This window comes from Rhizorhabdus sp. GW822-FHT03C02, assembly GCF_058801765.1.
In genome coordinates this window covers 124,312-148,675 of sequence record NZ_JBXANN010000013.1, presented here as the reverse complement: position 1 = coordinate 148,675, position 24,364 = coordinate 124,312, and the positions used below count along the sequence as shown (strand labels likewise).

The following is a 24,364-nucleotide window of genomic DNA, read 5'->3' as shown; positions in this document are numbered from 1 at the left end:
CTGCCACGCATGACCCACCGCTATTGTCTTCCGCTGGCCGCTGCGGCGGTGCTCGTCGCAGCCCCCGCCGGCCCGGTCGTCGCCCAGGCCGCGCAGAGCATCTCGGCAAGCGACAAGGCGACCGGGGCGAAGGCGCACCCGCAATTCGTCCAGGAATTCGGCGGGCAGATGCGGGGGCCGGTCGCGGACTATGTCGAAAGGGTCGGTCGGCGAATCGCGGTACAATCGGGTCTGTCGGGGTCCGAGCGCGATTTCACGGTCACCCTGCTCGATTCGCCGGTCAACAACGCCTTCGCGGTGCCCGGCGGCTATGTCTATGTCACCCGCGGCCTGCTCGCGCTGATCAACGACGAGGCCGAACTCGCATCGGTGCTGGGGCATGAGGTCGGCCATGTCGCCGCCCGTCACGCCGCCAAGCGCCAGCAGACCTCGCAGATCACCTCGGTCCTCGCCGGGCTGGTTGGGGCGGTGGCGGGCAATTCGGGGCTCGGCAGCCTCGTCGGCCGTGGCGCGGGCGCCGGCGCCGAACTGATCACCCGCGGCTTCTCGCGCACCCAGGAATATCAGGCCGACGATCTCGGCGTGCTCTATCTGTCGCGGGCGGGCTACGACACCGGCGCGTCCGCCGACATGCTCGGGCTGCTCGCCGCGCAGGAATCACTCGATGCGCGGACCACCGGCCGCGACAATAATATCCCGACCTGGGCGAGTACCCATCCCAACTCCCTCGATCGGGTTGCCCGGGCGCGCAAGGAGGCGCGCGAACTCGGCGGCACCGATCGGCCCCGCAACCGCGACGCCTTTCTCGATGCGATCGATGGGCTGGTCTATGGCGACGATCCGCAGAAGGGCTATGTCCAGGGGCAGGATTTCCTGCTGCCGGTCCAGCGGATCGCCTTCCCGGTTCCCCGCGGCTTCACCGTCGACAATGGCGACCGGGCGGTGACGATCGCGGGATCGGGCGGCCGGGCGATCTTTGCGGCGGCGCCCGCCGGCCGCGACCTGGCCGAACAGGTCGACCGGGTGTTCGCGGGGCTGAGCAGCGCCGGGGTGCGCCATGAGCAGGCCCGCACCGATCAGGTCGGCGGCGTCGCGCGGGCCTTCGCCTTCGGACGCGCCAACAGCAATGCCGGGGTGCTCGATGTCGGGGTGTTCGTCTATCGGATCGGCACCGACAGCTACAGCATCGTCACTCTGACCCCCGACGGTCAGGGAGTGGGGCCGTTCCAGGCGCTCGTCGAGGGGCTGCGGCGGCTGTCGCCCGCCGAGGCCGCCAATGTCCGGCCGATGCGGATCAGGGTGGTCAAGGTCGGTGCCGGCGACAGCGTCGCCTCGCTCGCGGCGCGAATGGCATTTTCCGACTATCGGACCGAACGCTTCCTGACGCTCAACGGACTCGCGTCCGACGCCAGGCTGGAGCCCGGCCAGCGGGTCAAGCTGATCGTCCGCTGATCGACGGCTCCGGATATGCAAAAGGGGCGCCGGCCCTGGCCGACACCCCTTCGCTGATTCTGTATGAAGAGCTTAGCTCAAGCCGGATGGCGGCTTAGCTGGCCTTCATCGAGTTGGAGACGTTGTTGAACGTCTTCTGGAGCTGATTGCCGACGCTGGTCATCGCGGTGATCGCGGCGACGGCGATGAGGGCGGCGATCAGACCATATTCGATCGCGGTCGCACCCTTGTTGTTCTTCAGCAGCTTCGCAACAAACTTCATAACTCTAACTCCCGCTTCCTGGTTCGGGTATCCGGCCCGGAAGGCCAGCAATGCGGCCAACGATTGCGTCTTATCCGACGAGTCCCTGCCAATTGGTTAAACTGTCCTCGCGGGCACTCAGATTCCGGTGACCTTCGCCGCGATCTGGGTCCAGGTGCCGACGACGCCGTCGGCCAGGTTCATCAGCGCCGCCATCGCCCCGATCGCGATCAGCGCCACCACCAGCCCATATTCGATCGCGGTCGCGCCGCGCTCGTCGCCGAACAGGCGCCGGATCGGGAAGGGGAGGCGTCGGTGCTTCACGACAGGTCCAATGCTTCTATAAGATCATCAGGTTCGTTTCGTAGGTGTCACTTGTTAAGAATATCCGAAGAGGCCGGTTTCGCGTGGAAATAGTCAAAACCCTGTTCGTCGTCGCCGCGGCGCTGGTCGATGCCGATGGCCGGGTGCTGGTGCAGCAACGGCCGCACGACAAGTCGATGGGCGGCCTGTGGGAATTTCCCGGCGGCAAGGTCGAGCCCGGCGAGACCCCCGAGGCCGCGCTGATCCGCGAGCTTCGCGAGGAACTGGGGATCGAGACCCAGACCGCCTGCCTGGCGCCTGCCGCCTTCGCCAGCGAAGCGCTCGGCGACAAGCATCTGATCCTGCTGCTCTATCTGTGCCGCAAATGGCGCGGAATCCCTCAGCCGCTCGAGGCGCCGGCGATCAAGTGGGTGCGCCCGGTCGAACTCCACAGCCTGCCGATGCCGCCCGCCGACAAGCCGCTGATCGGCCTGCTCGACGCGCTGATCTAATCCTTCGGTTTCAGCGCCGCGATCATCGAGGCGGTGGCGCTGCCGCGCCGGGCCGGTTTGGGCTGGCCGGGATCGGGGGCCCAGCCGGTCAGATGGACGATCTCGAAATGCTCGCGGATCCGGCCCGATTCGCCGGCGTCGGCCAGGAAGCGCTCGAACAGCGCGGCGAGCCAGGCGCGACCGAGCGGCGCGCGGCTGCGCCCGTCGAGAATGTTGGTCTGCCCCATGCCGCGCAGATCGGCGATCAGCCGCAGCGGATCGCCATAGCCGACGTCGATGCTGTCGCTGTCGGCGACCTGCAGCGCGAAGCCCGCGCGCGACAGCAGGTCGCCCGCCGATCGCACGTCGATCTGCGGATGGATATGCGGCGCGACGCCCGCGCTGGTCTCGCTGTCGGCGTGGAGCGTTGCGGCGCGCAGCCAGGCGAGGCTACCGGCACCGGCAAAGGCGCCGAGGAACAGCCCGTCGGGACGAAGCACCCGGCGGATCAGCGCGAGCGCGCCGGGGAGGTCGTTGACGCTGTCGAGCACGCCGACCGACACGACCAGATCGAAGCTGCCATCGGCGAACGGCAGGCAATCCTCGTCGCACTGGATTCCACCGCTCGCCCGGGCGAAGGCGAAGCCGGCATCGGCGCTGACGATCAGCCGACCGGGGGCCGCCAGCCGGGCGCCGATCCGTCCGTCATGGCTGCCGATCACCAGCACCGATTCGAAGGGACGGCTGACGTCGGTGAGCCGCTCGGCGATCTCGTCGGCAAGATGGTCGATCAGGAAGGCATGGGCATCGAAATCGCGTGCCGCACGGTCGCGGCGCAACCGGCGCAGCCTTCGGTCGAAAATCTCGGGGGCGTCCATGGCGGCGCTTGTGCAGCGCGCCGCCCCGGGTGACAAGCCTTGCGGGAGGTCGGTGCGGCGATGGTGATCGGGGCGCTGCGGATGGCGGGTTTGCGGACGGTGCGCGCGGTCGTCGACTATGCGCTGCCGCCGCGTTGCCCCGGTTGCGGGGTGATCACCCCGCAGGACCATGATTTCTGCCTGGGCTGCTGGTCCGAACTCGATTTTCTCGACGGACCGCAATGCGCGCGATGTGCCGAGCCGTTCGAGATCGATCCGGGTCCCGGCGCGCTGTGCGGCGCCTGCCATGCCGATCCGCCGGCGCTCGACGCGCTGCGCGCCGCGGTCGCTTACGGGCCGATCGCACGGCGGCTGGCGCTGCGCCTCAAATATGGCCGCCGCCCCGGGCTTGCCCGCACCATGGCGCGCCATATGCGCCGCCATCTGCCATTGGTCGGCCCCGGCGGCCTCGCCGGGCAGGATAATGACCTGCTGCTGGTGCCGGTGCCGCTCCATCGCTGGCGGATCTGGCGGCGCGGCTACAATCAGGCGGCGCTGATGGCGCAGGCGCTCGCGCAGGGGGACGGACGCGGCGTGGCGATCGACCTGATCGAGCGCCGCAAGGCGACCCCGGCGCTGCGCGGCATGGGACCGAAGGCGCGGGCGAAGACCGTGCGCGGCGCCTTCGCGCTCAGGGTCGGCGCGCAGGTGAAGGGACGCCACATCGTCCTGGTCGACGATGTCTACACCACCGGCGCGACCCTCGACAGCTGTGCGCGCCTGCTCAAGCGGGCCGGGGCGGCGCGGGTCTCGGCGCTGTGCTGGGCGCGGGTGGTGCGGGACGCCAAGGACCCGCCGTTGACATTCGATCGTTCCGACCACAATTCGGGGCAAGATTGAGGAATTTCAGCGATGGCCAAGGTCGAGATCTACACCAAGCAATATTGCCCCTACTGCACCCGCGCCAAGGCGCTGCTGGGGCAGAAGGGCGTCGATTACGAGGAGTTCGACATCTCGATGGGCGGCGAGAAGCGCACCGAGATGCTGTCGCGTTCGAACGGCGGCACGACGGTGCCGCAGATCTTCATCGACGGCCGGCATGTCGGCGGTTCGGACGACCTGGCCGCGCTCGAACGCGCGGGCCGGCTGGACGCGTTGCTCGCCGCCTGATGCGGGTCGCGCTTTTCCAGAGCAGCACCGGCATCGATCCGGCGGCGAACGCCAGGGCGCTGGTCGCGGCGATCGCCGAGGCGCGCGCGGGCGGCGCCGACATGCTGTTCACCCCGGAAATGTCGGGGCTGCTCGACCAGGACCGCAAACGGGCCGCGGCGCATCTGCACGATGAGGCCGACGATCCGCTGCTCCGCGACGTGCGCGCGGCGGCCGCCGAGGCGGGGCTGTGGCTGCATCTGGGATCGCTCGCGCTCAAGGGCGGCGCCGATGGCCGCCTGGTCAACCGGGCCTTCCTGATCGACGACACCGGCGCGATCCGCGCACGCTACGACAAGATCCACCTGTTCGACGTCGACCTGCCGACCGGCGAGAGCTGGCGCGAATCGCGCAGCTATGCGCCCGGCGATCGCGCGGTGGTCGCGCATCTGCCGTGGGGCGAGCTCGGCTTCTCGATCTGCTACGACATGCGCTTTCCCGATCTCTACCGAGCGCTCAGCAATGCCGGGGCGACGATTCTCGCGGTTCCGGCGGCGTTCACCGTGCCGACCGGCCGCGCCCACTGGCATATATTGCTGCGTGCGCGCGCGATCGAGGCGACCGCCTTCCTGATCGCCGCCGCGCAGACCGGGCAGCATGAGGATGGCCGCTCGACCTACGGCCATTCGCTGGTGGTCGATCCATGGGGCGAGGTGCTGCTCGACATGGGCGAGGCGCCCGGCATCGGCTTTGCCGATCTCGACATGGCGCGGCTCGCGCAGGTCCGGGCGAGCGTGCCGTCGCTGGCGAACCGCCGGCCGATCGGCGCGGTCGAGACGATCGCATGATCGTCTTCGATCTCGCCTGCAAGGATGGCCATGTCTTCGAAATCTGGTTCGGATCGAGCGACGATTATGCCAGCCAGAAGGCGCGTCGGCTGATCGCCTGCCCCTATTGCGGGGCGACTGACGTCGACAAGGCGGTGATGGCGCCACGGGTCGCGGCCAAGGGCAATCGCAAGGAGGTGGCGCCGGCCGCCGGCGCGAACGTACCGGTGCTGTCCGCCCCGGTGCTGCCCGAAGGCTTCAAGGAGGCGATGCGCGCGCTCGCCGCGGCGCAGAGCAAGGCGCTCGAACATTCCGAACATGTCGGCGATCGCTTCGTCGACGAAGCCCGTGCGATGCATCTCGGCGAAACCGAGATGCGGTCGATCCACGGCCAGGCCAGCCCGGCCGAGGCCAAGGCGCTGATCGACGAGGGGGTGGCGGTGGCGCCGCTGCCGTTCCCCGTCGTGCCGCCGGAGCGGCGCAACTGACGGCATCGCGACGTGCGCGACGGCTCGGTCTATTCCCGTTTATTTTCCAAGTTTTCTCATCATCTTGCCGGCGGCTTGGCCGCATTGCCGCTGGCAAAAAATTTACAATGATATAATGTTTCGGCCTGTGGGGGAGGCCGATGCGCGGCGATGGGATCGATCCGTTGGGGCGCTGGCTGCGCCGCTGGCCTCCGGCCCTCGTCGAGGCCGCGGTGGCGCTGGCGGCGGTCGTGCTCGCGGTCGGCGGACGGCTGCTCCTCGACAGCTTCGTCAGCGGAGCGGTGCCGTTCGCGCTCGTCTTTCCCTGTGCGATCGGCGCGGGACTGATCGCCGGTTTTCGCGCCGGCCTGGCCACGGTCGCGGTCTGCCAGCTGCTCGTCTGGTATTTCGTGATGCCGCCGGCACGCACCTTCGAACTCGATCCCGGCCAGGCGGCGAGCCTGTTGCTCACCACGATCGCCGAACTGGTCGCGGTCTGGGCGGTCACCGGCTATCGCCGCGCCGCGATCACGCTGCGCGCCGAACAGGCGCGCCGGGTCGACATGCTGCAACTGGCGTTGCGCGAGATCGATCATCGCACCAAGAATAATTTCCACATTGCCGCATCGCTGCTGACCGCACAGGCGGCGACCACTGCCGACGACGGCGCCGCCGCCGAACTGCGGCTGGCGGCGTCGCGGCTGATGTCGATCGCCGGCACCTACAAGAATCTCGCGCTCAGCAGCGCCAACCTGTCGAATGTCCTGCTCCACGAGCATCTGCGCGAGATCTGCGACCAGCTTCGAGGCGGCATGCTGCCCGAAGCGGTGGCGCTGCGCTTCGACGCGGCGCCGGCGACCGTTACCGCCGAGGCGGCGGTGGCGATCGGGCTGATCGTCAACGAATGGATCACCAACGCCGCCAAACATGCCTTTCCGGGCGGCAGCGGCGAGATCGTGGTCGGCGTCGTCCGCGAAGGACCCGACCTGATCGTGACCGTCGCCGACAACGGCCCGGGCATCGACGACGGCCGCCAGAGCGGCAGCGGATCGCGGCTGACCGCGACGCTGGCCAGGTCGATCCCGGCCCGGCTGGAGATCGTCTCGAGGGCCGGTACGCGCTGTACGCTGAGGCTCGCGGCGGTGGAATGAGGCGGGACTCGGCCGGGCTTCCTTGCCCGGCCGGTCTCGTCGATCAGCGCGCGGTCAGGCCGTGATTGCCCTCGGTCAGCCGGATCCGCAGCGAATTCTGCGAATAGGCGATCATCTGATATTGGCCGACGAGGATCGGCAGCTCGATCAGCTGTTTGTCGTCATAATGCTTGGCGAGGATCGCCCAGGTCGCGTCCGAGATCATCGCGTCGGCACGCAGCTCCTCGACCGCGCGCAGGATCGCCCCGTCGAGTTCGCCCCAGCCGGGAGCCGACGAGCCGATCGTGATCCGCTCGATATCCTCGGAGGTGAAGCCCAGCGCCTTGGCCTTCTTGACATGCTCGCCCCATTCGAACGGCGCCAGGCAGAGCCAGCCTATCCGCAGCACCACGAGTTCGCGGTCATGCGCGCTCAGCGCGCCGCGCAGGCCGAGCTGGATGCCCATGTCGATCGTGCGCTCGTAGAGCTGGGGATGGCGCAGCATGATGCCCAGCAGCTCGGGCACCTCGGCCATCGATGTGGGGGGCGGGCGGCCGGATCCGATCTGGCGCAGCCGGCCGGTCAGCGCGAGCGCCTCTTCGTTGAGTTCGGCCAGCGGCGGGATTCGGGGCGGCTGGCCGTTGATCAGCGCCTCGCGCGCCGCGATCGCATCCTTGCCGCCATCGGGCGTCTTCTCGGTCATCCAGCCCTCTCCATCGAGTCGTCATCCGTCTTTACGGACAGAGCGGCGCTTTCCAAAAGCGATCGGCGGCATGGGCGCAAAGGATCGTCCAGCCGATGCCGGGGGAATAACCGCTTTGCGGTCTTGCTTGCCTTGGCGGGCATCGGCGCGATAAGGGGGCCACGTGGTTCCGTAGCTCAGCTGGACAGAGCGCCACTTTCCTAAAGTGGGCGTCGGGGGTTCGAGTCCCTCCGGGACCACCATTCCCTCTCCGCTGAGCACCGGGCGCCCCGCACCCCGATCAGGGTGAGGGGCGGCGGCCGTTATCGCGCATTCTCCGCATAGAAGCGCTCGAGATCGAGGCGCATCTGGTGGAGCGCGTCCGGGTTCAGATAGACCATATGGCCGGCCGGATAATAACGGAACTGCAGGTTGGGCCGCAGCGCCGGCTCGAGCATCATATGCTTGAGGTCGCGCTCGGTGGAGAAGAACGGCGTCGCCATGTCGTACCAGCCGTTGAGCGACAGCAGCTTGAGGTGCGGATTGGTGCGCATCGCCGCCGACAGGTCGGCGGTGACGTCGGCGACATTCTGGTTGCGACCGTTGGGGTCCTTGTGGGTCCAGTCCCATTTGAACTCGCCGCCCTCGCGCGCGCTCTGGCGATAGGTCAGGTCGGTCTCGTAACCCAGGTTGCGCGAGACGTCGTCGAGGAAGCTGCTGACATAGAGGCCGGTGATGCCGGTGCTCGACGGATCATATTCGGGATCCTCGCCGGCGGCGTCGGCGTCGATCCCGGTATAGCGCGAATCGAAGCGGCCGAGGGTCGCGCGGCTATCGCGCAGCAGCTCCTTGCGGAAGCGGCTGAGATCGACCCGCAGATTGGCGCGCTTGAGATAGTCGACCGACAGGCCGGTGAAATGGCTCATCTGCCGGGCGACCGCGTCTTCTTCCTCGGCGGACAGGTCCGATCCCTTGGCGAGCGCCGCGGCATAGGGGCCGTTGGCGAACTGGCGGGCCTGTTCGACGAAGGTTGCGACGTCGGCGGGGCGATCGGCGACCCGGTTGTGATACCAGGCGGCAGCGGCATAGCTCGGCAGATAGCCGATATGGATCGTGTCGAAGCCCGGCTGGCGGATGCCGTAGTTCATGATCGACGACAGCAGGATCACCCCGTTGAGCGCGACTCCCTGGTCCTCGAGCCTGTAGGCGAGCGCCCCCGAGCGGGTGGTGCCATAGCTTTCGCCGAAGATATATTTGGGGTCGCCCCAGCGCTTGTTCTTGCTGATGTAGCGGGTGATCGCCTTGGCGAAGGCGTCGACATCCTGGTCGACGCCGTAGAAGTCCGACGGCCTGGCATCGCCGAGCGGTCGCGAATAGCCCGCGCCGACCGCGTCGAGGAACACCATGTCGGTGCTGCCGAGCAGTGTGTCGGCGTTGGGGCCGACGTCGAACGGCGCGGGTGCGACCGCCTTGGGATCGGTGGTTCGGACATGGACCGGGCCGAAGCTGCCCATCCGCAGCCACAGCGAGGCCGATCCCGGGCCGCCATTGTAGAAGAAGGTCAGCGGCCGCCGCCGGGCGCCGGCCTGCGGGACCGTATAGGCGGTGTAGAAGACGCTCGCGATCGGCTTGCCGGCTGGATCGCGGATGGTGAGGGTGCCCGCGGTGGCGGTATAGGCGATCGACTTGCCGGCGACCGCGATCGACTGCTGCCGGCTCTTGGTGACCTCCTCGACCGGCGCGGTCGCCCAATTGCCGGCAATCTCGCTGGCGACCTTCCTGTCATGTTCCTCGGCGGCGCCCTTGCCGGGGTCGGCCTTCTGGGCGGTGGCGGGCGCTGCGGCGAGCAGGCACAGAGCGAGGGTCAGCGAGGTGCGAAAGCGCATGAGCGGCGGCATCCATGTCGATATTGGCAGATGGGTTCACAAAGCGGTGCGCCGATGGTCGCGCAAGTATCGGCCGCCTGTGTGTGACGGTTACGCGACGTGACGCCGATCCCTCCTGGCGCGACCGTTCAGAGCGGGATGAAGCGCGCGACGATCATCGCGGCCGCCATCGCCACCGCGACCACGACGCTGCGCCGATCCTTCATCGCGAAGGCGACCGGGTCGCCATCGACCTCGCCACGCCGCGCCATCATCCAGATCCGGTTGATCCAGTAGAGCAGGCAGAGCGGCAGTACCCCGAGCAGCGCCGGGGTCGCGTAGACGCTGGCCTTCGACATGTCGTCGATGAACAGAGCGAGCACCAGGATCGACACCATGCCCGCCGCGATCCCCGAGACCGACACGATCTGGATATCCGATTCGAGATAGCCGCGGCCGCGGACCTTCTTGCCCGGTTCGGTCTGGGCGAGCTCGGTATAGCGCTTGAGATAGGCGAGGCTGAGGAAGAAGAAGATCGAGAACAGCAGCAGCCACGAGCTGAGCGCGACCGCGATCGCGACCGCGCCGGCGAAGATCCGGATCGTGTAGAGGCAGGCGAGGGTGATCACGTCGAGCGTCATCGCCGCCTTGAGCCGGAAGCTGTAGGCTGCCGACAGCGCCATATAGCCGACCAGCACCGCCGCGACCGCCGGGCCGAGCACGACCAGTCCGATCAGCGCCGATCCGACCATCAAGGCGGCGGAAAGCAGGATCGCCTGCGGGATCGAGAGGTCGCCGGCCGGTAGCGGCCGGTTGCGCTTGGTCGCGTGGGCGCGGTCGGCATCGATGTCGAGCACATCGTTGATCTGGTAGATGCCCGATGCGCCGAACGAGAACAGGATCGCGGTGAGCAGCGCGCGCGCGGCGTCGGTGGCGTTGAACAGCAGCCCCGATGTCAGCAGCGGCAGGAACACCAGCGCATTCTTCGCCCATTGCTGCGGGCGCATCGACTTGACCAGCCCGCGCCACAGGGGCTTCGCGGCCGCGCCGATCCGGGTGACGTTGGCGCTGCCGCGCGGGACGTGGCGCAGCGAATAGCCGTGCCGCGCCTCGCGCCACACCGCGGCATCGGCGCGGCTGTCGCCGACATAGTCGAAAGCGCCGTCGCCGATATGGCGGCGCAGCGCGGCGACCTTTTGACGTCCCTTGATATTCGACCGCGCGCTCGATCCGATCGTGCGATCGAAATGCTGATGGAGCGCGCCGATCCGGCGGATGTTGCGGGCATGGCTGGCGCTGGCGAGGATCACCGGCCGGCCTTCGGCGCGCGCGGCCTCGATCAGGGCGAGCACTTCGGGACGCAGCGGCAGCGTGGCGGCGTCGATCGGCATGCGCCGCGCGACCATCGCCTTGGCATAGCCGCGCCCCTTGGTCAGCCAGAACAGCAGCAGCAGGAAATTGACGACGCTGGTCCGGCCGAACCGGACGAAGGATTCGAGCGACAGGTCGGCGGGAGTCAGCGACCCGTCGACATCGATCACCAGCGCCACGCCACCGTCCACACTCATCGCCTGTTCCCCCAGCGGCTCAGCCCTGCGCCGATCGGCAGCGCGCCCAGAGCGATCATCAGCGGCATCACCGGCTCGCGATAGCGGATGATCATATAGGCGGCGGCATGGATCGCCCAGAAGCCGAGGATCGCCAGCACGACCGGCGCGACATCGGGCGACCGGCGCCACCAGCCGATGGCGCCGTACAGGCCGAGGATGACGATGACGACATGCTCGGCGACGTCGATCCAGCGTACCGCCAGCTGCACGCCATGCTGATCGTCGGCGGCGTCGGGGATATTCGGCGCCCAGAACAGCCCGAGCTTGGTCGCGGCGAGCTCTGCGGTGCGGCCGGGATGGGCGAGGATATAGGTCCTGGCTGCGGCACCGAGCGCGTCGGATGCGCCGATCTCGCCCAGTTCGGCGCGCATCGCGTTCCAGCGCGGGCCCATCGGGGTATCGGCGATGCTGATGAAGCGGCCGGTCGCCGCCGGATTATTGCCGAGATAGAGGTTGAAGCCGCTGTTGGTGGTGAGCACCGGCGATCCGAGCAGCTTCTCGCTGTGCATGAACCATGGGGTGAGGACCGCGCTCGCGCCGATGCCGAAGCCGATAACGGGCCCCAGCAATTCGCCGAAGCCGATCCGCCTGCCGAGCCGGACCAGGATCAACAGAAAGGCCATGATCGTCAGCAGCGACGAGGTGCCGCCGAGCAGCCCCAGCCCGAACAGCAGGCCGGCGAGCCCGCACAGCGCCATCGGCCTGGCGCTGTCACCGGCCCTCAGCACGGTCAGCACGAAGCCGAGCAGCAGCGGGGTGGTCAGATTTTCCTTGAAGATGAAGGTCGTCGAATAGACCGACGGCACCCACAGCGCATAGCCGATCCCGGCGATCAGCCCGGCGGCGGGGCTTCCCGTGATGCGGCGGGCCAGCAGCACGACCAGCAGCGCGGTGACCAGCGCCAGCACCAGATTGAGCGCGAGCGCCGCCTGGGCCGACGCGCCGAAGAGCGCGAACGGCAAGGCGAGCAGGATCGGATAGCCGGGGCTGTAGAAGGCGGCCTGGCCGAACATGTCGCGCATCGGCTGGCCGTGCGAAAGCGACTCGGCCATCGCATAATAAGCCGCGCTGTCGCCGGTCACCGGATTGTGGAACAGCATCATCGCCGCCGCGCGCACCGCCAGCACGAGGATGAGCAGGGCCGCGACCGCCAGGCGCGCGCGCGTCGTCGATGCTTTCATGCGTCCCCCTTGTCGGCGCGGCAGGCTAGCGTGGCGGATGGCGGATGCACAGGCGATTATTCCGGGTAGCTGGCTTCGACGAAGAACAGCCCGTCGGGAGGCGCGTTGAGTCCCAGCCGCGACCGGTCGGCGGCGTCGAGCGCGGCCTCGAGATCGTCGGCGGTCCAGCGCCCGCGCCCGACCAGCGCGAGGCAGCCGACCATCGACCGGACCTGGTGGTGGAGGAAGGATCGTGCCGCCGCCTCGATCTCGATCAGGTCGCCGGTCCGCCGCACCGCGATCCGGTCGAGCGTCTTGACCGGGCTCGCGCTCTGGCAATGCGCCGAGCGGAAGGTGGTGAAGTCGTGAAGCCCGGCGAGCAACTGCGCGGCGTCGTGCATCGCCTCGGCATCGAGCGGATCGGCGACCCGCCAGGCGAGCCCGGCATCGAAGGTGAGCGGCGCGCGCCGGTTGGCGATGCGGTAGACATAGCGCCGGCCGAGGCAGGAAAAGCGCGCATGCCAGTCGTCGGCGACCGCCGAACAGGCGAGGATCGCTACCGGGGCCGGGCGGACCTTCGCATTGATCGCCTCCATCAGCCGGAACGGTGCGATCGTCCGGGCGACCTCGACATGCGCGGTCATCGCCCGGGCATGGACGCCGGCATCGGTACGGCCCGCGGCATGGACGGTCACGGTCTCGCCGGTCACCGCCGCGATCGCCTGCTCGATCGCCTGCTGGACGCTCGGCCCATGCGCCTGGCGCTGCCACCCCATGAACGGCCGGCCGTCAAATTCGACGGTCAGGCGGAAACGGGTCATGCGAGACGGGTGCCGCGCGGCAGGGCGAATCCGCGGAGCAATTCGCCGGGCGTCATCGTCGCCCGGCCCGCGCGCTGGACGCTGGTCGGACGAATCGCGCCTTCGCCGCAGGCGATCGTCAGCGCGTCGTCGATCAGTTCGCCGGGTTCGCCCTTGCCATCGACCGGTTCGCAGCCATGGATTCGGATCCGCTCGCCGCCATGTTCGAACCAGGCACCGGGCGCCGGATTGAAGGCGCGGACATGGCGTTCGACCTGGCTGGCGGGCTGGCTGAAATCGATCCGCGATTCGGCCTTGTCGATCTTCGAGGCATAGGTCGTACCCTCTTCGGGCTGTGCGACCGGCGGATAGGCATCCGGATCGCCGAGCACCTCGACCATCAGCGAAGCCCCCGCTTGGGCGAGTTCGGCGGTCAGTTCGCCCGCGGTCTTGCGGTCGATCGGGGTGCGGAAGGTCGCCAGCATCGGCCCGGTGTCGAGCCCGCGCTCCATCTGCATCACCATTACCCCGGTCTCGGCGTCGCCGGCGAGGATCGCACGCTGGACCGGTGCCGCGCCGCGCCAGCGCGGCAGCAGCGATCCATGGACGTTGAGGCAACCGCGCCGCGGCGCGTCGAGGATCGCTTGCGGCAGGATCAGCCCATAAGCGGCGACCACGGCGGCATCGAGGTCGAGCGCGGCGAATTCGGCCTGGGCCTGCGGATCGCGCAGGGTGAGCGGAGTTCGCACCGCGATGCCGATCGCCTCGGCCCGCGCCTGGACCGGGGAGGGGGTGAGCGTCTTGCCGCGCCCGGCGCGCCGTGGCGGCTGGCAATAGACGGCGACGACGTCATGGCCGGCGGCGACCAGGGCGTCGAGCGTCGGAACGGCGAAATCGGGGGTTCCCATGAAGGCAATGCGCATGGCGTCTTCTGAAACGCTTGCGCGGTCGGGATGCAAGCCCATATCGATGGACGATGGCTTCTCCCGAAATCGAGGCATTGACCCAGGCGCTCGCCCGACTGCCGGGTTTCGGCCCCCGCTCCGCCCGTCGCGCGGTGCTCCACCTGTTGAAGAAACGCGAAAGCGCGATGGCGCCACTGCTGCGCGCGCTCGAACTGGTCAACGAGCGGCTGACCGCCTGTTCGACCTGCGGCAATGTCGACACCAGCGACCCGTGCGCGATCTGCAGCGACCCGCGCCGCGACGCCCGCTCGCTGTGCGTGGTCGAGGATGTCGCCGACCTCTGGGCGCTCGATCGCGCGCGGCTGTTTCCGGGGCGCTATCATGTGCTCGGCGGACGGCTGTCGGCGCTCGAGGGGGTACGGCCCGAGGATCTGGCGATCGACAGCCTCGTGCGCCGGGTCGCCGAGGGCGGGATCGACGAGGTCGTCCTCGCCACCAATGCGACGCTCGAGGGGCAGACCACCGCGCATTATGTCGCCGACCGGCTCGAATCCTTTCCGGTCCGGCTCACCCAGCTCGCCCATGGCCTGCCGGTCGGCGGCGAACTCGACTATCTCGACGAGGGAACGCTGGCGCAGGCATTGCGAGCGCGGCGGCCGGTAAGCTAGTTCAGCCATGCTCCGCCAAGCTTGACGAAAAGGCCCGTACTACCTAGCTGGACGACATGGCCATTCGTCCGATCCTCGAGGCGCCCGATCCACGGTTGCGCGCGAAATCCGTTCCCGTCGAAGGGGGCGTCGATGAGGATCTGCGCGTCCTGATCGCCGACATGTTCGACACGATGTACGATGCCCCCGGCATCGGCCTCGCCGCGATCCAGATCGGTGTGCCGAAGCGGGTGCTGGTGATCGACCTGCAGGAAGAGGATGACGAGGAGGGCAAGCCGGTGCGCAACCCCCGCGTCTTCATCAATCCCGAGCTGTTCGATCCGTCCGAGGACTATTCGGTCTACAACGAAGGCTGCCTGTCGGTGCCCGACCTCTTCGCCGAGGTCGAGCGCCCGGCGGTGATCCATGCGCGCTGGATCGACGAGACCGGCCAGCGGCACGAAGAGCGGCTCGAGGGCATGATCGCCACCTGCCTGCAGCATGAGATGGATCATCTCGAAGGCATTCTCTTCATCGACCATCTGTCGCGATTGAAGCGCGACATGATGCTGAAGAAGCTCGAAAAGGCCCGCCGCGCTCGCGCGGCTTGAGCAGGCGGCGCCGCGCCCCGCGCGGCTTGCGTTGCGCTTCTTTCTGAAATCCACGTCACCCCAGCGTAGGCTGGGGTCCATGGCTGGCGCCACGAGAACTGCCGTTGCGCTTCCGGCGATACCGCTCATCCACCCGGCTTCAGCCGGCCATGCCCGCGGATAGAGACATGGGCCCCAGCCTTCGCTGGGGTGACGAAGCGAAGCTTCGTCAGAATCAGAACGGGCGCCCCGTTGCCGGAGCGCCCGCCTGAAATTCGTCAGCCCGAAGGCGGCCGATTACTTCTTCGCGGCGTCGACGACGTTGTCCGCAGCTTCGTGCAGCGCGTCGGCGGCGTTCGCGTAGTTGTCCGCGGTCGCGTCGTTCGCGGTCTGGTCCGCAGCGGCGTCAAGCGTGTCGGCGGCGTTGTCGAGCGCAGCGGCGGTATTCTCCGCGGCGTTCTCGGCCGGCGTCGGCTTGTTGCAGGCGGCGACCGACATCAGGCCGGCGGCGACGAGCACAAGGCTAAGCTTCTTCATTCGAGCAGCTCCCATAGCTTTATTTTAAGGTACGGCTCGAACGCCGACCTAGCCGTTGACATAACGTGCCCCGATTGGCCGTCAACGTGAAAGTGAAACGATATGAAGGCGTAACAAGTTCCCGCGGTGCAGCGAGAGGCGTGAAATTTTTTGGATGAGCATCCGATCCCGTCGATCCCATCGGCGGAAATCCGGCGCCGGCAAGGCTTTCGCCAAGGCCCTATCGCTATTGCCGCAGCGCGATCGATGCGCCGGACGTCGACTTTGCGGGCGGGCGGCGGGCGGGGATGGTCGCCGCGCCAGCGGACGCTTCAGAGGACGACATTCTCCGACAAGGCGACCTTGTCGAGGATATTCGCGGTTTCGTCGCGCACCGACAGCATCACCGATCGCAGCCGGCAACCGGCCTCGTCGACGCAATTCTCGCAAGGGGCATAGGCGAGTCGCGCCGCGCAGGGCACCAGCGCCAGCGAGCCGCGGGTCGCGCGCACGATATCGCCATAGGTGATCTGTTCGGGCGGGCGTGCCAGCCAGTAGCCGCCTTCCTTGCCGCGCATCGTTTCGACGAAGCCGGCGCGTTTCATTTCCGACAGGATGACGGTCAGGAATTTCGACGGAATATTCTGCTTCTCGGCGATCTCGCTGAGCTGGATCGGGCCCTGGCCGTAACGATCGCCGAGATGAAGAAGCGCCCTGATGGCATAACGGGTACGTTGGGACAGCATATCGCCTCATGTCGCGTCCCGATCGTGCTGGCAAGCAAACTCGTACTGCTGTGGTAGAGAATATGATGCGCGCTTGCGCTGGCCCGTGGCTTTGCCTATGGAGCGCGCCTCAGCGGCTCCCGAGCCGCTTGTGGCGATCGTAGCTCAATTGGTTAGAGCGCCGGTTTGTGGTACCGGAGGTTGCGGGTTCAATCCCCGTCGATCGCCCCATCATCCCTCTGCGCGTGCGGCCGGCACTTAACGGGGTGGAAATTTCCAGAGAAGAAGATTATTGCGCGATCGCGTAATCAAATTTCTTGGACATCGCCATGACCGCTGCCTGGGCTCTTCCCGATTTCGACGACCATGAAGGCGTTCACCTGTTCCGCGATGCGGCTTCGGGGCTGACCGCGATCATCGCGATCCATTCGACCCATCTCGGGCCGGCGGCGGGCGGCACCCGCTTCTGGCATTATGCCGATCCCAACGCCGCGATCACCGACGCGCTGCGCCTGTCGCGCGGGATGAGCTTCAAGAACGCGATGGCCGGGCTGCCGATGGGCGGCGGCAAGGCGGTCGTCGTCGCCGATGCGGCGCGCACCAAGACCCAGGACATGCTCCACGCCTTCGGCCGGGCGATCGATTCGCTGGGCGGTCGCTACGTCACCGCCGAGGATGTCGGCATGAACGACGCCGACATGGTCAGCATCGCGACCCAGACCAAGCATGTCTCGGGCCTGCCGGTCGCGGCCGGCAGCGCCGGCGGCGATCCGGGACCGACGACGGCGTTCGGCGTCTATCTCGGGGTTCGCGCGGCGATCGCGCGCGCGATCGGCAAGGACAGCGCACAGGGCGTCCATGTCGCGATCCAGGGCGTCGGCAGCGTCGGCGGCGGTCTCGCCCGCCGGCTCGCCGCCGACGGTGCGAAGCTGACGATCGCCGATGCCGACGAGGCGCGCGCGGCGAAGCTCGCCGCGGAGCTCGGCGCCGTCCATGTCCCGGCGTCGCAGATTCTCGGCATCGAAGCCGATGTGATCAGCCCCTGCGCGCTCGGCGCGATCCTGACCGCCGACAGCATCGCCGCGCTGCGCGCGCCGATCGTGGCGGGCGGCGCCAACAACCAGCTCGCAACCCCGGACGATGCCGCCCGCATCCATGCGCGCGGCATTCTCTATGCGCCCGATTATGTGATCAACGCCGGCGGCATCATCAATGTCGCGCTCGAATATCTTGGCCAGGGCGATCGTGCCGAGGTCGAGGCACGGGTCGCGCTCATCCCCGCGCGACTCGACGAGATCTGGGCCGAGAGCAAGGCGAGCGACGTGCCGGCGGCGGTGGTCGCCGACCGGATGGCGATGCGGCTGATCGGGCGCGGCTGAGGTTCGGGCTCAGGCTCGCCCACCGAATTTGACCGACCTCACTCGAGCGGTGGCGTCGCGGCGATCTGTTCGCGCCGCAGCCGATGCTCGCGCCATGCGGTGTAAAGCCCGCTGCCGCTGATCAGCGCCGCGCCCGCCAGCGTCGCGACGGTCGGCACCGTTGCCCAGATCGCCCAGCCGAGCAGGGTCGCCCAGATGATCTGGCTATAGTCGAACGGTGCGACCACCGAGACCGGGGCGGCGCTGAGCGACAATGTCATCAGGATCTGGGCGAAGGCGCCGGCGACGGCGCCCGCCAGCAGCAGCGCGAAGGTCGCCGGCGCGTGCGCCTGACCGAGAAAGATCATGCCGGCGCCGCTGACCACCCCCGAGGCGATGAAGAACCAGAACACGATCGTCGCGGGATATTCGGTGCCGCCGATCTGGCGAATCGTGATCGCGACGCCGGCGGTGCCGACCGCGCCGAACAGCGCGCATGCCATGCCGAGATGCGAGATGATCTGGCCGCCCGGCCGCACCACGATCGCCACGCCGATGAAGCCGATCGCGACCGCCGTCCAGCGGTGCGGCCCGACCTTCTCGCGCAGGATGATCGCCGACAGGATCGTCGCGAAGATCGGCGCGGTGAAACCGATCGTCACCGCATCGGCCAGCGGCAGCAGGATCAGCGCCTGGAAGCCCATCAATATCCCGCTGATGCCGATCGCGCTGCGGGTGAGGTGCGCGCGCGGGCGCCGGGTCCGGACCATGGCCAGGCCGGGGCCGATCGCCATCCAGCCGATCACCACCGGCAGCCCAAGGATCGACCGGTAGAAGAGCAGCTCGATCGCGTTGACGCCATCCTCGCTTGCCCATTTCATCACCGCGCTCATCGTCGCGAAACAGGCCACCGCGCCGCACCGGAACAGGATTCCGCGCAAGGCATGGTTGGACAGTTCGGCGGGCGCGGCGGGGGGCATCGGATGTCCGGCAAAAAAGCACGCAATGGGAAGTCATCGCCATGGGCCGCTTTGCGATATGCCGCAAGCCGTGGCCGCTTCCCACTGGCCGAAAGCTGCTCTATTGCCGTCCCCCGTGCATATCTTCGCCAATCCCAACCGGTTTCTGTCGATCGCGCGGCCGCTGACGCCCTGGCTTGGCTGGAGCGGCGGTTTGTTGGTCGCGGGTGCGATCCTGTCCGGTCTTTTTCTGACTCCGCCCGACTATCTTCAGGGCGAGAGCGTCCGCATCATGTATATTCATGTGCCCGCCGCCTGGCTGGGCATGGCGGGGTGGACCGGGATCGCGGTCGCCAGCCTGATGCAGCTGATCTGGCGGCATCCGCTCGCCGCGGTTGCCGCGCGCGCGGTCGCGGTGCCGGGCGCGCTGTTCGCGGCGATCTGTCTGATCACCGGATCGATCTGGGGCCGACCGACCTGGGGCACCTGGTGGGAATGGGACGGGCGGCTCACCTCGATGCTGGTGCTGTTCTTCCTTTATCTCGCCTATATCGCGCTGTCGTCGGCGGGCGCCGAACGCGGCGCCGGCGACCGCATCTCGGCGATCTTCGGGGTGGTCGGTGCGGTCAACGTGCCGGTCATCCATTATTCGGTGCTGTGGTGGCGCACGCTCCATCAGGTGCAGAGCATCACCCTGAAGGGTTCGACGATCGACGGATCGATCCTGTGGCCGCTGCCGATCTCGATGCTGGGCTTCACCCTGTTGTTCGGCGCGATCGTGCTGATGCGGATGCGCGCGCTGCTCGCCGACGCCAAGGTCGAGGCGCGGCTCAGGCGGATGAGCGCCGAATGAACCACTGGCCTTTCATCATCGGCGCCTATGGCGTCACCATCGTCGCGACGGTCGCGATCGTCGCGATCAGCTTTGCCGCGATGCGCCGCGCCGAGGCGCGCGCCGAAGCGCTCACAAGGAAACGGGACCAGGCGTGAAGGCCAAGAATCAACGGCTCATCCTGGCGCTGCTGGCGGTGGTGGCGATCGTCGGCGCGGCGTTGCTGGCGATGTCGGCGCTCAAGGACCAGGCCGCCTATTTCTACACGCCGTCGGACGCGAAGCGCGACCATGTCGAGCCGGGGCGCTCGGTGCGGCTCGGCGGCATGGTCCAGGGCGGATCGATCAAGCGGCAGCCCGACGGGGTGACGATCGACTTCGTCGTCACCGACAATGCCGAAACCGTGCCGGTGCGCTTCAAGGGCATCGTTCCCGATCTCTTCAAGGAAAATTCGGGGGTGGTCGCCGAGGGCAAGTTCCTCGCCGACGGCCGTTTCGTCGCCGACAATATCCTCGCCAAGCATGACGAGCGCTATATGCCGCCGCAGGTCGCGGGCGAGATGCACAAGAGCGAGAGTCTCGAACCCGGGGCGGGCGCGAAGACAAAAGCCGGCGAGAAAGCAAAGGACGATAGATGATAGCCGAGGGGGGGCTGGCAGTATTGTGGCTGGCGGCGGCGCTGGCGGCGTTGCAGCTGCTGCTGGGGATCAGCGCGGTATCGAGCGGGCGGACCGATCTGCTTGCCGCGGTGCGGCCGGTGGCGATCGTCCAGGCGGTGCTGACCGTGCTCGCCTTCGTCGCGCTGATCTATCTGTTCGTGACGGTCGACCTGTCGGTGGCGCTGGTCGCCGCCAACGACGCCTCGACCAAGCCGCTGCTCTATAAGTTCGCCGGCACCTGGGGAAACCACGAAGGCTCGATGCTGATGTGGGTGACGATCCTCGCCGTCGCCGGCGGTGCGGTCGCGATCTTCGAACGGCGGCTCAACGAGCGCACGCTGATCGCGACGCTCGCCGCGCAGGCGGCGATCGGCCTGGGCTTCTACGCCTTCCTGCTGTTCGCCTCGAACCCGTTCGCCCGGCTGAACCCGGCGCCGGTCGAGGGGCAGGGGCTCAACCCGCTGCTCCAGGATCCCGGCCTCGCCTTCCATCCGCCGACCCTCTATCTCGGCTATGTCGGCCTGTCGGTCGCCTTCTCCTTCGCGGTCGGCGCGCTCGTCACCCGCGACGTCGGCGCGGCTTTCGCCCGCGCGATGCGGCCCTGGGTGCTCGGCGCCTGGATCCTGCTGACGCTCGGCATCACCGCGGGCAGCTACTGGGCCTATTATGAGCTCGGCTGGGGCGGCTGGTGGTTCTGGGACCCGGTCGAAAATGCCTCGCTGATGCCCTGGCTCGCGGCGACCGCACTGCTCCATTCGGTGACGGTGCTGGCGACCCGCGAGGGCCTGCGCGCCTGGACGGTGATGCTGGCGGTGGTCGCCTTCTCGATGTCGATGGTCGGCACCTTCCTGGTGCGTTCGGGCATCCTCACCAGCGTCCATGCCTTCGCGGTCGATCCGCGCCGCGGCACCTTCATCCTCGCGCTGCTCGCCATCTATATCGGCGGCGCGCTGGCGCTGTTCGGGCTGCGGGTCGGCACGGTGCGCGAAGGGTCGCAGTTCAACGCGGTGAGCCGCGAGGGCGCGCTCGTCGTCAACAATCTGCTGCTGTCGGCGATCCTCGGCATCGTCCTGGTCGGCACCCTCTATCCGCTGATCGCCGAGGCGGTGACCGGGGCGAAGCTGTCGGTCGGTCCGCCCTATTTCAACGCCGCGGCCGGGCCGCTCGCGCTGATCCTCGTCGTGATCATGGCCGCCGGCCCGTTGCTGCGCTGGCGGCGCGACCAGCTGAAGCCGCTCGCCACCCGGCTGGCGATCCCGATCCTGCTGTCGGCGCTGATGCTGCTGGCGGTGATCGCGCTGGCGCCGGGCATCCACATCCTGCCGCTGCTCGGGCTGGTGGTCTCGGTCGGGGTCGGCATCGCCAGCCTCGCGCCGCTGTGGAAGCGCAATCTGCGCCGCACCCCGCTCTATATCTGGGGCATGGTCGTCGCCCATCTCGGCATCGCCGTCGCGCTGGCCGGGATGGCGTCGGAAAGCGCCTTCATCAAGGAGACGCTGGTCGCCGCCCGCGAAGGCGAGACCTATCGTGTCGGCCCCTATGCGATCCGCCTGACCGATATGGAGCCGATCGCCGGGCCGAATTATACCGCGGTCGAGGCGACGGTGATCGCGCGGCGCGGCGAGGGCGCGCCGTTCACGATGAAACCGCAGACCCGGATGTTCCCGTCGCCGCAGACCGAGACCAACGAGGCGGCGATCAAGACGGTGTGGGACGGCCAGCTCTATGTCGTCGTCGGCAAGCCCGACGACCAGGGCCGCTGGCAGCTTCGCCTGTGGTGGAAGCCGTTCGTCACCCTGATCTGGCTCGGCGGTGCGCTGGTCGCGTTCGGCGGTTTCCTGTCGCTGGTCGGCCGCGTCCGTCGCGAGATGCGACATGCCCCGCCGCGAGAGTATATATGAGGGGGCCGCTCGCATGAAGCGCCTGATCATCTGGCTGCCGCTCGCACTGTTCCTGATCTTCCTGGTCGTGTTCGCGGGCGGCCTGATCCGGCCCGAGAGCAAGACGATCCGGTCGCAACTGGTCGGCAAGCCGATGCCCGCCTTCGCGCTGCTGCCCGCGGTCGACGGCAAGCCGGGGCTCGCCAGCCAGGCGCTCGCCGACGGCAAGCCGCATCTCGTCAACATCTTCGCGAGCTGGTGCATCCCCTGTGCGGCCGAGGCGCCGCAGCTCCAGCAGCTCGCCGAGGCCGGAGTGCCGGTCTACGGCGTCGCGATCCGCGACCGGCAGGAGGATCTGACGCGCTTCCTGGCGCGCAACGGCGATCCCTATCGCGCGATCGGCGCCGACACGAACAGCAGCGTCCAGATCGCGCTCGGATCGTCGGGGGTTCCGGAGACCTTCATCGTCGACGGCAAGGGCATCATCCGCCACCAGCATATCGGCGATATCCGCCCCGAGGACGTGCCCGGCATCATGTCGGCCCTTGGAGACGCTAAGTGAGGCGGCTGCTTATTCTCGCCGCGCTGGCGCTGGCGACGCCGGTGCTCGCCGATTCGCTGATGCCGGCGGCGCGCTACGCCAATGAACAGCTTCCCGATCCCGGTCAGGAGGCGCAGGCCAAGGCGCTGATGGCGACGCTGCGCTGCCTCGTCTGTCAGGGCCAGTCGATCGCCGATTCGGATGCCGAGATGGCGGGCGACATGCGCGCGCTGGTCCGCACCCGGATCCAGGCGGGGGAGCAGCCCGAGGCGATCCGCAAATGGCTGATCGAGCGCTATGGCGACTGGGTCAGCTATAAACCGCCGCTCGACGGGCTGACCTGGCCGCTCTGGGTGATGCCGCTGGTTTTTCTGCTGCTCGGTGGCTGGCTGGTGCGCGGACGGTTCAAGCGTAGAGGGAAAAGCTGATGGGCTGGCTGATCTTCCTCGGGCTGGCGGTCGTCGTCGGCGGGGTGCTGTGGCGCTGGGGCCGCCTGCCCAAGGGCGGGCTCGAACTGCTCGGCGCGGCGCTGTTCATGGCGGTCGCCGGCTATGCCTGGCAGGGCAGCCCGGCGCTGCCCGGCAAGCCGACCCCGCCGCCGCAGGACGCCAAGGTTCCCGACAGTGAATTCGCGGTCGAGCGCGAGAAGCTGATGAGCAAGTTCGGCAACGACGCCGATGTGCTGGGGACCGCCGATGCCTTCCACCGCCAGGGGCTCAACCTCTATGCGATCGGGATCATCAAGGGCGGGCTCGAGAAACGGCCGAAGAGCGCCGATCTCTGGGTCGGCCTCGGCAATGCGATGGTGGTCCATAGCCAGGGGATGATGTCGCCGGCGGCCCAGCTCGCCTTCGAGCGCGCCGCGAAAATCGCCCCCGATCATCCGGGCCCGCCCTTCTTCATGGGGCTGGCCTATGCCCAGGCCGGCCAGTTCGACCGCGCCGAGACGATCTGGCGCGATCTGCTGGCGCGCGCGCCCGCCGATGCGCCGTGGCGCGCCGATGTCGAGCAGCGGCTCGGCGAGATCGCGCAGATGAAGGGCATGGGGCGGTAAGCCAGGCTATATCCTCGCGGTACGCCTTCGCCGCCGAGCCGACCTGGATCAGCCGTCCTCGGGCCATAGGCCGTCATTGGCTTCGACGCGCCGGACGTCGGTGAGAAACCGGGTCATCAGCGCGATCTCGTCCGGCGAATATCCCGCGAGATTGCGCCGAATGAGCCGTGCCGCTTCCCGGCGGACCTGTCCGCATGCGGCGATGCCGAGCGGGGTGAGCTGAAGCTCGGTGCGGCGGCCGTCGGCGAGGCTGGGGGTCGCCTCGACCAGGCCCGCCTTGATGATCCGATTGAGCTCGATCGTCATCAGGCTGCGGCTGATCCCGAACGCGTCGGCGAGATCGGCGGGCAACCGAACCCCGCCGAGGATCCTGCTCAGGATCCATGCGCCGCGCCGCCCGAGATCATGGTGGCGGATCACGCCGCGGGCGGCGATCCTGATGGCGGCGTCGGCACGGGCGAGGCCGTCGAGGAGCGGGCCGATCTCGGCCCAGTCGGCATCGTCTTCGGGCCGGCTGCCGTCGTCATCCCCACCATGCTGGCCCGTCGGCGTCATCAACCTCTGCTCCCCTTTGCCATCGTGCGGCGTCCTATCGCACAGCGCCGGCCACAGCGCGCCCGTAATTTGAAAATAATTTAATTAAAAAACTTGACGAATTTTCCCCT

30 protein-coding genes and 2 tRNA genes are annotated in these 24,364 nt (G+C 68.1%); 19 read left to right on the top strand and 13 right to left on the bottom strand.

The window, feature by feature from the left end:
- Nucleotides 1-9: 9 nt before the first annotated feature.
- Entirely contained in the window at nucleotides 10-1,452 is a 1,443-nt protein-coding gene (locus tag AC1RM6_RS25405; RefSeq protein WP_493106478.1) for a M48 family metalloprotease, read from the top strand.
- 94 nt (nucleotides 1,453-1,546) lie between these two features.
- Here the strand turns inward: AC1RM6_RS25405 and AC1RM6_RS25400 are convergent, their stop codons facing one another.
- Both AC1RM6_RS25400 and AC1RM6_RS25395 read right to left on the bottom strand, forming a co-directional pair.
- Nucleotides 1,547-1,714, bottom strand: a complete 168-nt coding sequence (locus AC1RM6_RS25400; RefSeq protein ID WP_493106476.1) for a Flp family type IVb pilin — start codon at nucleotides 1,712-1,714, stop codon at nucleotides 1,547-1,549.
- A 117-nt stretch (nucleotides 1,715-1,831) separates the two neighbouring features.
- Nucleotides 1,832-2,017 (bottom strand): Flp family type IVb pilin, encoded by a 186-nt coding sequence (locus AC1RM6_RS25395; RefSeq protein WP_493106474.1) that lies wholly within the window; start codon nucleotides 2,015-2,017, stop codon nucleotides 1,832-1,834.
- Between the two features lie 83 nt (nucleotides 2,018-2,100).
- Here AC1RM6_RS25395 and AC1RM6_RS25390 point away from each other — a divergent pair, with 83 nt between their 5' ends.
- Nucleotides 2,101-2,508 carry a (deoxy)nucleoside triphosphate pyrophosphohydrolase gene (locus AC1RM6_RS25390; protein ID WP_493106472.1) on the top strand — a complete coding sequence of 136 codons (408 nt, stop codon included), beginning with the start codon at nucleotides 2,101-2,103 and terminating at the stop codon, nucleotides 2,506-2,508.
- Here the strand turns inward: AC1RM6_RS25390 and AC1RM6_RS25385 are convergent.
- Nucleotides 2,505-3,365, bottom strand: coding sequence for a methyltransferase domain-containing protein (locus AC1RM6_RS25385; RefSeq protein ID WP_493106470.1), 861 nt, complete (start codon nucleotides 3,363-3,365; stop codon nucleotides 2,505-2,507). The genes AC1RM6_RS25390 and AC1RM6_RS25385 overlap by 4 nt on opposite strands.
- Nucleotides 3,366-3,425: 60 nt before the next feature.
- On the opposite strand from AC1RM6_RS25385, the gene AC1RM6_RS25380 reads away from it, so the two are divergent.
- The 5 genes from AC1RM6_RS25380 (at nucleotide 3,426) to AC1RM6_RS25360 (ending at nucleotide 6,938) form a co-directional block, all read left to right on the top strand.
- Complete coding sequence (locus tag AC1RM6_RS25380) at nucleotides 3,426-4,244, top strand: ComF family protein (protein ID WP_493106566.1); 819 nt, start codon at nucleotides 3,426-3,428, stop codon at nucleotides 4,242-4,244.
- A gap of 12 nt (nucleotides 4,245-4,256) precedes the next feature.
- On the top strand, nucleotides 4,257-4,514 hold the full coding sequence (gene grxC, locus AC1RM6_RS25375; RefSeq protein ID WP_493106468.1) for a glutaredoxin 3: 258 nt from the start codon (nucleotides 4,257-4,259) through the stop codon (nucleotides 4,512-4,514).
- Nucleotides 4,514-5,341, top strand: coding sequence for a carbon-nitrogen hydrolase family protein (locus AC1RM6_RS25370; RefSeq protein WP_493106466.1), 828 nt, complete (start codon nucleotides 4,514-4,516; stop codon nucleotides 5,339-5,341). Before grxC ends, AC1RM6_RS25370 begins: the two co-directional genes overlap by 1 nt.
- Nucleotides 5,338-5,808: a DUF1178 family protein gene (locus AC1RM6_RS25365; protein ID WP_493106464.1), complete on the top strand. Its 471-nt coding sequence runs from the start codon at nucleotides 5,338-5,340 to the stop codon at nucleotides 5,806-5,808. Before AC1RM6_RS25370 ends, AC1RM6_RS25365 begins: the two co-directional genes overlap by 4 nt.
- 140 nt (nucleotides 5,809-5,948) lie before the next feature.
- Nucleotides 5,949-6,938 (top strand): sensor histidine kinase, encoded by a 990-nt coding sequence (locus AC1RM6_RS25360; RefSeq protein WP_493106462.1) that lies wholly within the window; start codon nucleotides 5,949-5,951, stop codon nucleotides 6,936-6,938.
- Nucleotides 6,939-6,981: 43 nt separating this feature from the next.
- Here the strand turns inward: AC1RM6_RS25360 and AC1RM6_RS25355 are convergent, their stop codons facing one another.
- Nucleotides 6,982-7,620 (bottom strand): carboxymuconolactone decarboxylase family protein, encoded by a 639-nt coding sequence (locus AC1RM6_RS25355; RefSeq protein WP_493106460.1) that lies wholly within the window; start codon nucleotides 7,618-7,620, stop codon nucleotides 6,982-6,984.
- A 165-nt stretch (nucleotides 7,621-7,785) separates the two neighbouring features.
- On the opposite strand from AC1RM6_RS25355, the gene AC1RM6_RS25350 reads away from it, so the two are divergent.
- Nucleotides 7,786-7,862, top strand: a tRNA-Arg gene (locus AC1RM6_RS25350).
- 60 nt (nucleotides 7,863-7,922) lie between these two features.
- Here AC1RM6_RS25350 and AC1RM6_RS25345 read toward each other — a convergent pair.
- The 5 genes from AC1RM6_RS25345 to fmt all read right to left on the bottom strand — a co-directional run bounded on the left by AC1RM6_RS25345 (nucleotide 7,923) and on the right by fmt (nucleotide 13,957).
- Nucleotides 7,923-9,485 carry a S10 family peptidase gene (locus AC1RM6_RS25345; protein WP_493106458.1) on the bottom strand — a complete coding sequence of 521 codons (1,563 nt, stop codon included), beginning with the start codon at nucleotides 9,483-9,485 and terminating at the stop codon, nucleotides 7,923-7,925.
- 128 nt (nucleotides 9,486-9,613) lie between these two features.
- Nucleotides 9,614-11,032 carry a UbiA family prenyltransferase gene (locus AC1RM6_RS25340; RefSeq protein ID WP_493106456.1) on the bottom strand — a complete coding sequence of 473 codons (1,419 nt, stop codon included), beginning with the start codon at nucleotides 11,030-11,032 and terminating at the stop codon, nucleotides 9,614-9,616.
- Nucleotides 11,029-12,255 carry a glycosyltransferase family 39 protein gene (locus AC1RM6_RS25335; protein WP_493106454.1) on the bottom strand — a complete coding sequence of 409 codons (1,227 nt, stop codon included), beginning with the start codon at nucleotides 12,253-12,255 and terminating at the stop codon, nucleotides 11,029-11,031. Before AC1RM6_RS25335 ends, AC1RM6_RS25340 begins: the two co-directional genes overlap by 4 nt.
- 56 nt (nucleotides 12,256-12,311) lie before the next feature.
- Nucleotides 12,312-13,055 carry a tRNA pseudouridine(38-40) synthase TruA gene (truA, locus tag AC1RM6_RS25330; protein ID WP_493106452.1) on the bottom strand — a complete coding sequence of 248 codons (744 nt, stop codon included), beginning with the start codon at nucleotides 13,053-13,055 and terminating at the stop codon, nucleotides 12,312-12,314.
- Complete coding sequence (fmt, locus tag AC1RM6_RS25325) at nucleotides 13,052-13,957, bottom strand: methionyl-tRNA formyltransferase (protein ID WP_493106450.1); 906 nt, start codon at nucleotides 13,955-13,957, stop codon at nucleotides 13,052-13,054. The genes truA and fmt overlap by 4 nt, the downstream gene beginning before the upstream one ends.
- A gap of 53 nt (nucleotides 13,958-14,010) precedes the next feature.
- Between fmt and recR the strand changes: the two genes are divergently transcribed.
- On the top strand, nucleotides 14,011-14,607 hold the full coding sequence (recR, locus tag AC1RM6_RS25320; protein WP_493106448.1) for a recombination mediator RecR: 597 nt from the start codon (nucleotides 14,011-14,013) through the stop codon (nucleotides 14,605-14,607).
- A gap of 56 nt (nucleotides 14,608-14,663) precedes the next feature.
- Nucleotides 14,664-15,197 carry a peptide deformylase gene (gene def, locus AC1RM6_RS25315; protein ID WP_493106446.1) on the top strand — a complete coding sequence of 178 codons (534 nt, stop codon included), beginning with the start codon at nucleotides 14,664-14,666 and terminating at the stop codon, nucleotides 15,195-15,197.
- A gap of 276 nt (nucleotides 15,198-15,473) precedes the next feature.
- Here the strand turns inward: def and AC1RM6_RS25310 are convergent, their stop codons facing one another.
- Both AC1RM6_RS25310 and AC1RM6_RS25305 read right to left on the bottom strand, forming a co-directional pair.
- Nucleotides 15,474-15,713 carry a hypothetical protein gene (locus tag AC1RM6_RS25310; protein ID WP_493106444.1) on the bottom strand — a complete coding sequence of 80 codons (240 nt, stop codon included), beginning with the start codon at nucleotides 15,711-15,713 and terminating at the stop codon, nucleotides 15,474-15,476.
- A 311-nt stretch (nucleotides 15,714-16,024) separates the two neighbouring features.
- Nucleotides 16,025-16,438 (bottom strand): RrF2 family transcriptional regulator, encoded by a 414-nt coding sequence (locus AC1RM6_RS25305; RefSeq protein ID WP_493106442.1) that lies wholly within the window; start codon nucleotides 16,436-16,438, stop codon nucleotides 16,025-16,027.
- Between the two features lie 133 nt (nucleotides 16,439-16,571).
- On the opposite strand from AC1RM6_RS25305, the gene AC1RM6_RS25300 reads away from it, so the two are divergent.
- Nucleotides 16,572-16,648: transfer RNA gene (locus AC1RM6_RS25300), tRNA-His, on the top strand.
- Between the two features lie 98 nt (nucleotides 16,649-16,746).
- Nucleotides 16,747-17,796 (top strand): Glu/Leu/Phe/Val family dehydrogenase, encoded by a 1,050-nt coding sequence (locus AC1RM6_RS25295; RefSeq protein ID WP_493106440.1) that lies wholly within the window; start codon nucleotides 16,747-16,749, stop codon nucleotides 17,794-17,796.
- 38 nt (nucleotides 17,797-17,834) lie between these two features.
- Here the strand turns inward: AC1RM6_RS25295 and AC1RM6_RS25290 are convergent, their stop codons facing one another.
- Entirely contained in the window at nucleotides 17,835-18,755 is a 921-nt protein-coding gene (locus tag AC1RM6_RS25290; protein WP_493106438.1) for a DMT family transporter, read from the bottom strand.
- Nucleotides 18,756-18,870: 115 nt separating this feature from the next.
- Here AC1RM6_RS25290 and ccmC point away from each other — a divergent pair, with 115 nt between their 5' ends.
- The 7 genes from ccmC to AC1RM6_RS25255 are packed head-to-tail and all read left to right on the top strand — an operon-like array spanning nucleotide 18,871 to nucleotide 23,699.
- Nucleotides 18,871-19,587 carry a heme ABC transporter permease CcmC gene (ccmC, locus tag AC1RM6_RS25285; protein ID WP_493106564.1) on the top strand — a complete coding sequence of 239 codons (717 nt, stop codon included), beginning with the start codon at nucleotides 18,871-18,873 and terminating at the stop codon, nucleotides 19,585-19,587.
- The gene (gene ccmD, locus AC1RM6_RS25280; protein WP_493106436.1) at nucleotides 19,584-19,724 is read left to right on the top strand and encodes a heme exporter protein CcmD; all 141 of its coding nucleotides are present in this window, start codon (nucleotides 19,584-19,586) and stop codon (nucleotides 19,722-19,724) included. The genes ccmC and ccmD overlap by 4 nt, the downstream gene beginning before the upstream one ends.
- Nucleotides 19,721-20,203 (top strand): cytochrome c maturation protein CcmE, encoded by a 483-nt coding sequence (gene ccmE, locus AC1RM6_RS25275; protein WP_493106434.1) that lies wholly within the window; start codon nucleotides 19,721-19,723, stop codon nucleotides 20,201-20,203. The genes ccmD and ccmE overlap by 4 nt, the downstream gene beginning before the upstream one ends.
- A complete protein-coding gene (locus tag AC1RM6_RS25270; RefSeq protein WP_493106432.1) occupies nucleotides 20,200-22,125 on the top strand; it encodes a heme lyase CcmF/NrfE family subunit in 1,926 nt (641 codons plus the stop codon). Before ccmE ends, AC1RM6_RS25270 begins: the two co-directional genes overlap by 4 nt.
- 13 nt (nucleotides 22,126-22,138) lie before the next feature.
- On the top strand, nucleotides 22,139-22,666 hold the full coding sequence (locus AC1RM6_RS25265; RefSeq protein WP_493106430.1) for a DsbE family thiol:disulfide interchange protein: 528 nt from the start codon (nucleotides 22,139-22,141) through the stop codon (nucleotides 22,664-22,666).
- A complete protein-coding gene (locus AC1RM6_RS25260; protein ID WP_493106428.1) occupies nucleotides 22,663-23,073 on the top strand; it encodes a cytochrome c-type biogenesis protein in 411 nt (136 codons plus the stop codon). The genes AC1RM6_RS25265 and AC1RM6_RS25260 overlap by 4 nt, the downstream gene beginning before the upstream one ends.
- Nucleotides 23,073-23,699, top strand: coding sequence for a tetratricopeptide repeat protein (locus tag AC1RM6_RS25255; protein WP_493106426.1), 627 nt, complete (start codon nucleotides 23,073-23,075; stop codon nucleotides 23,697-23,699). Before AC1RM6_RS25260 ends, AC1RM6_RS25255 begins: the two co-directional genes overlap by 1 nt.
- A gap of 48 nt (nucleotides 23,700-23,747) precedes the next feature.
- Here the strand turns inward: AC1RM6_RS25255 and AC1RM6_RS25250 are convergent, their stop codons facing one another.
- Complete coding sequence (locus tag AC1RM6_RS25250) at nucleotides 23,748-24,254, bottom strand: MarR family winged helix-turn-helix transcriptional regulator (RefSeq protein ID WP_493106424.1); 507 nt, start codon at nucleotides 24,252-24,254, stop codon at nucleotides 23,748-23,750.
- Between the last annotated feature and the right edge of the window lie 110 nt (nucleotides 24,255-24,364).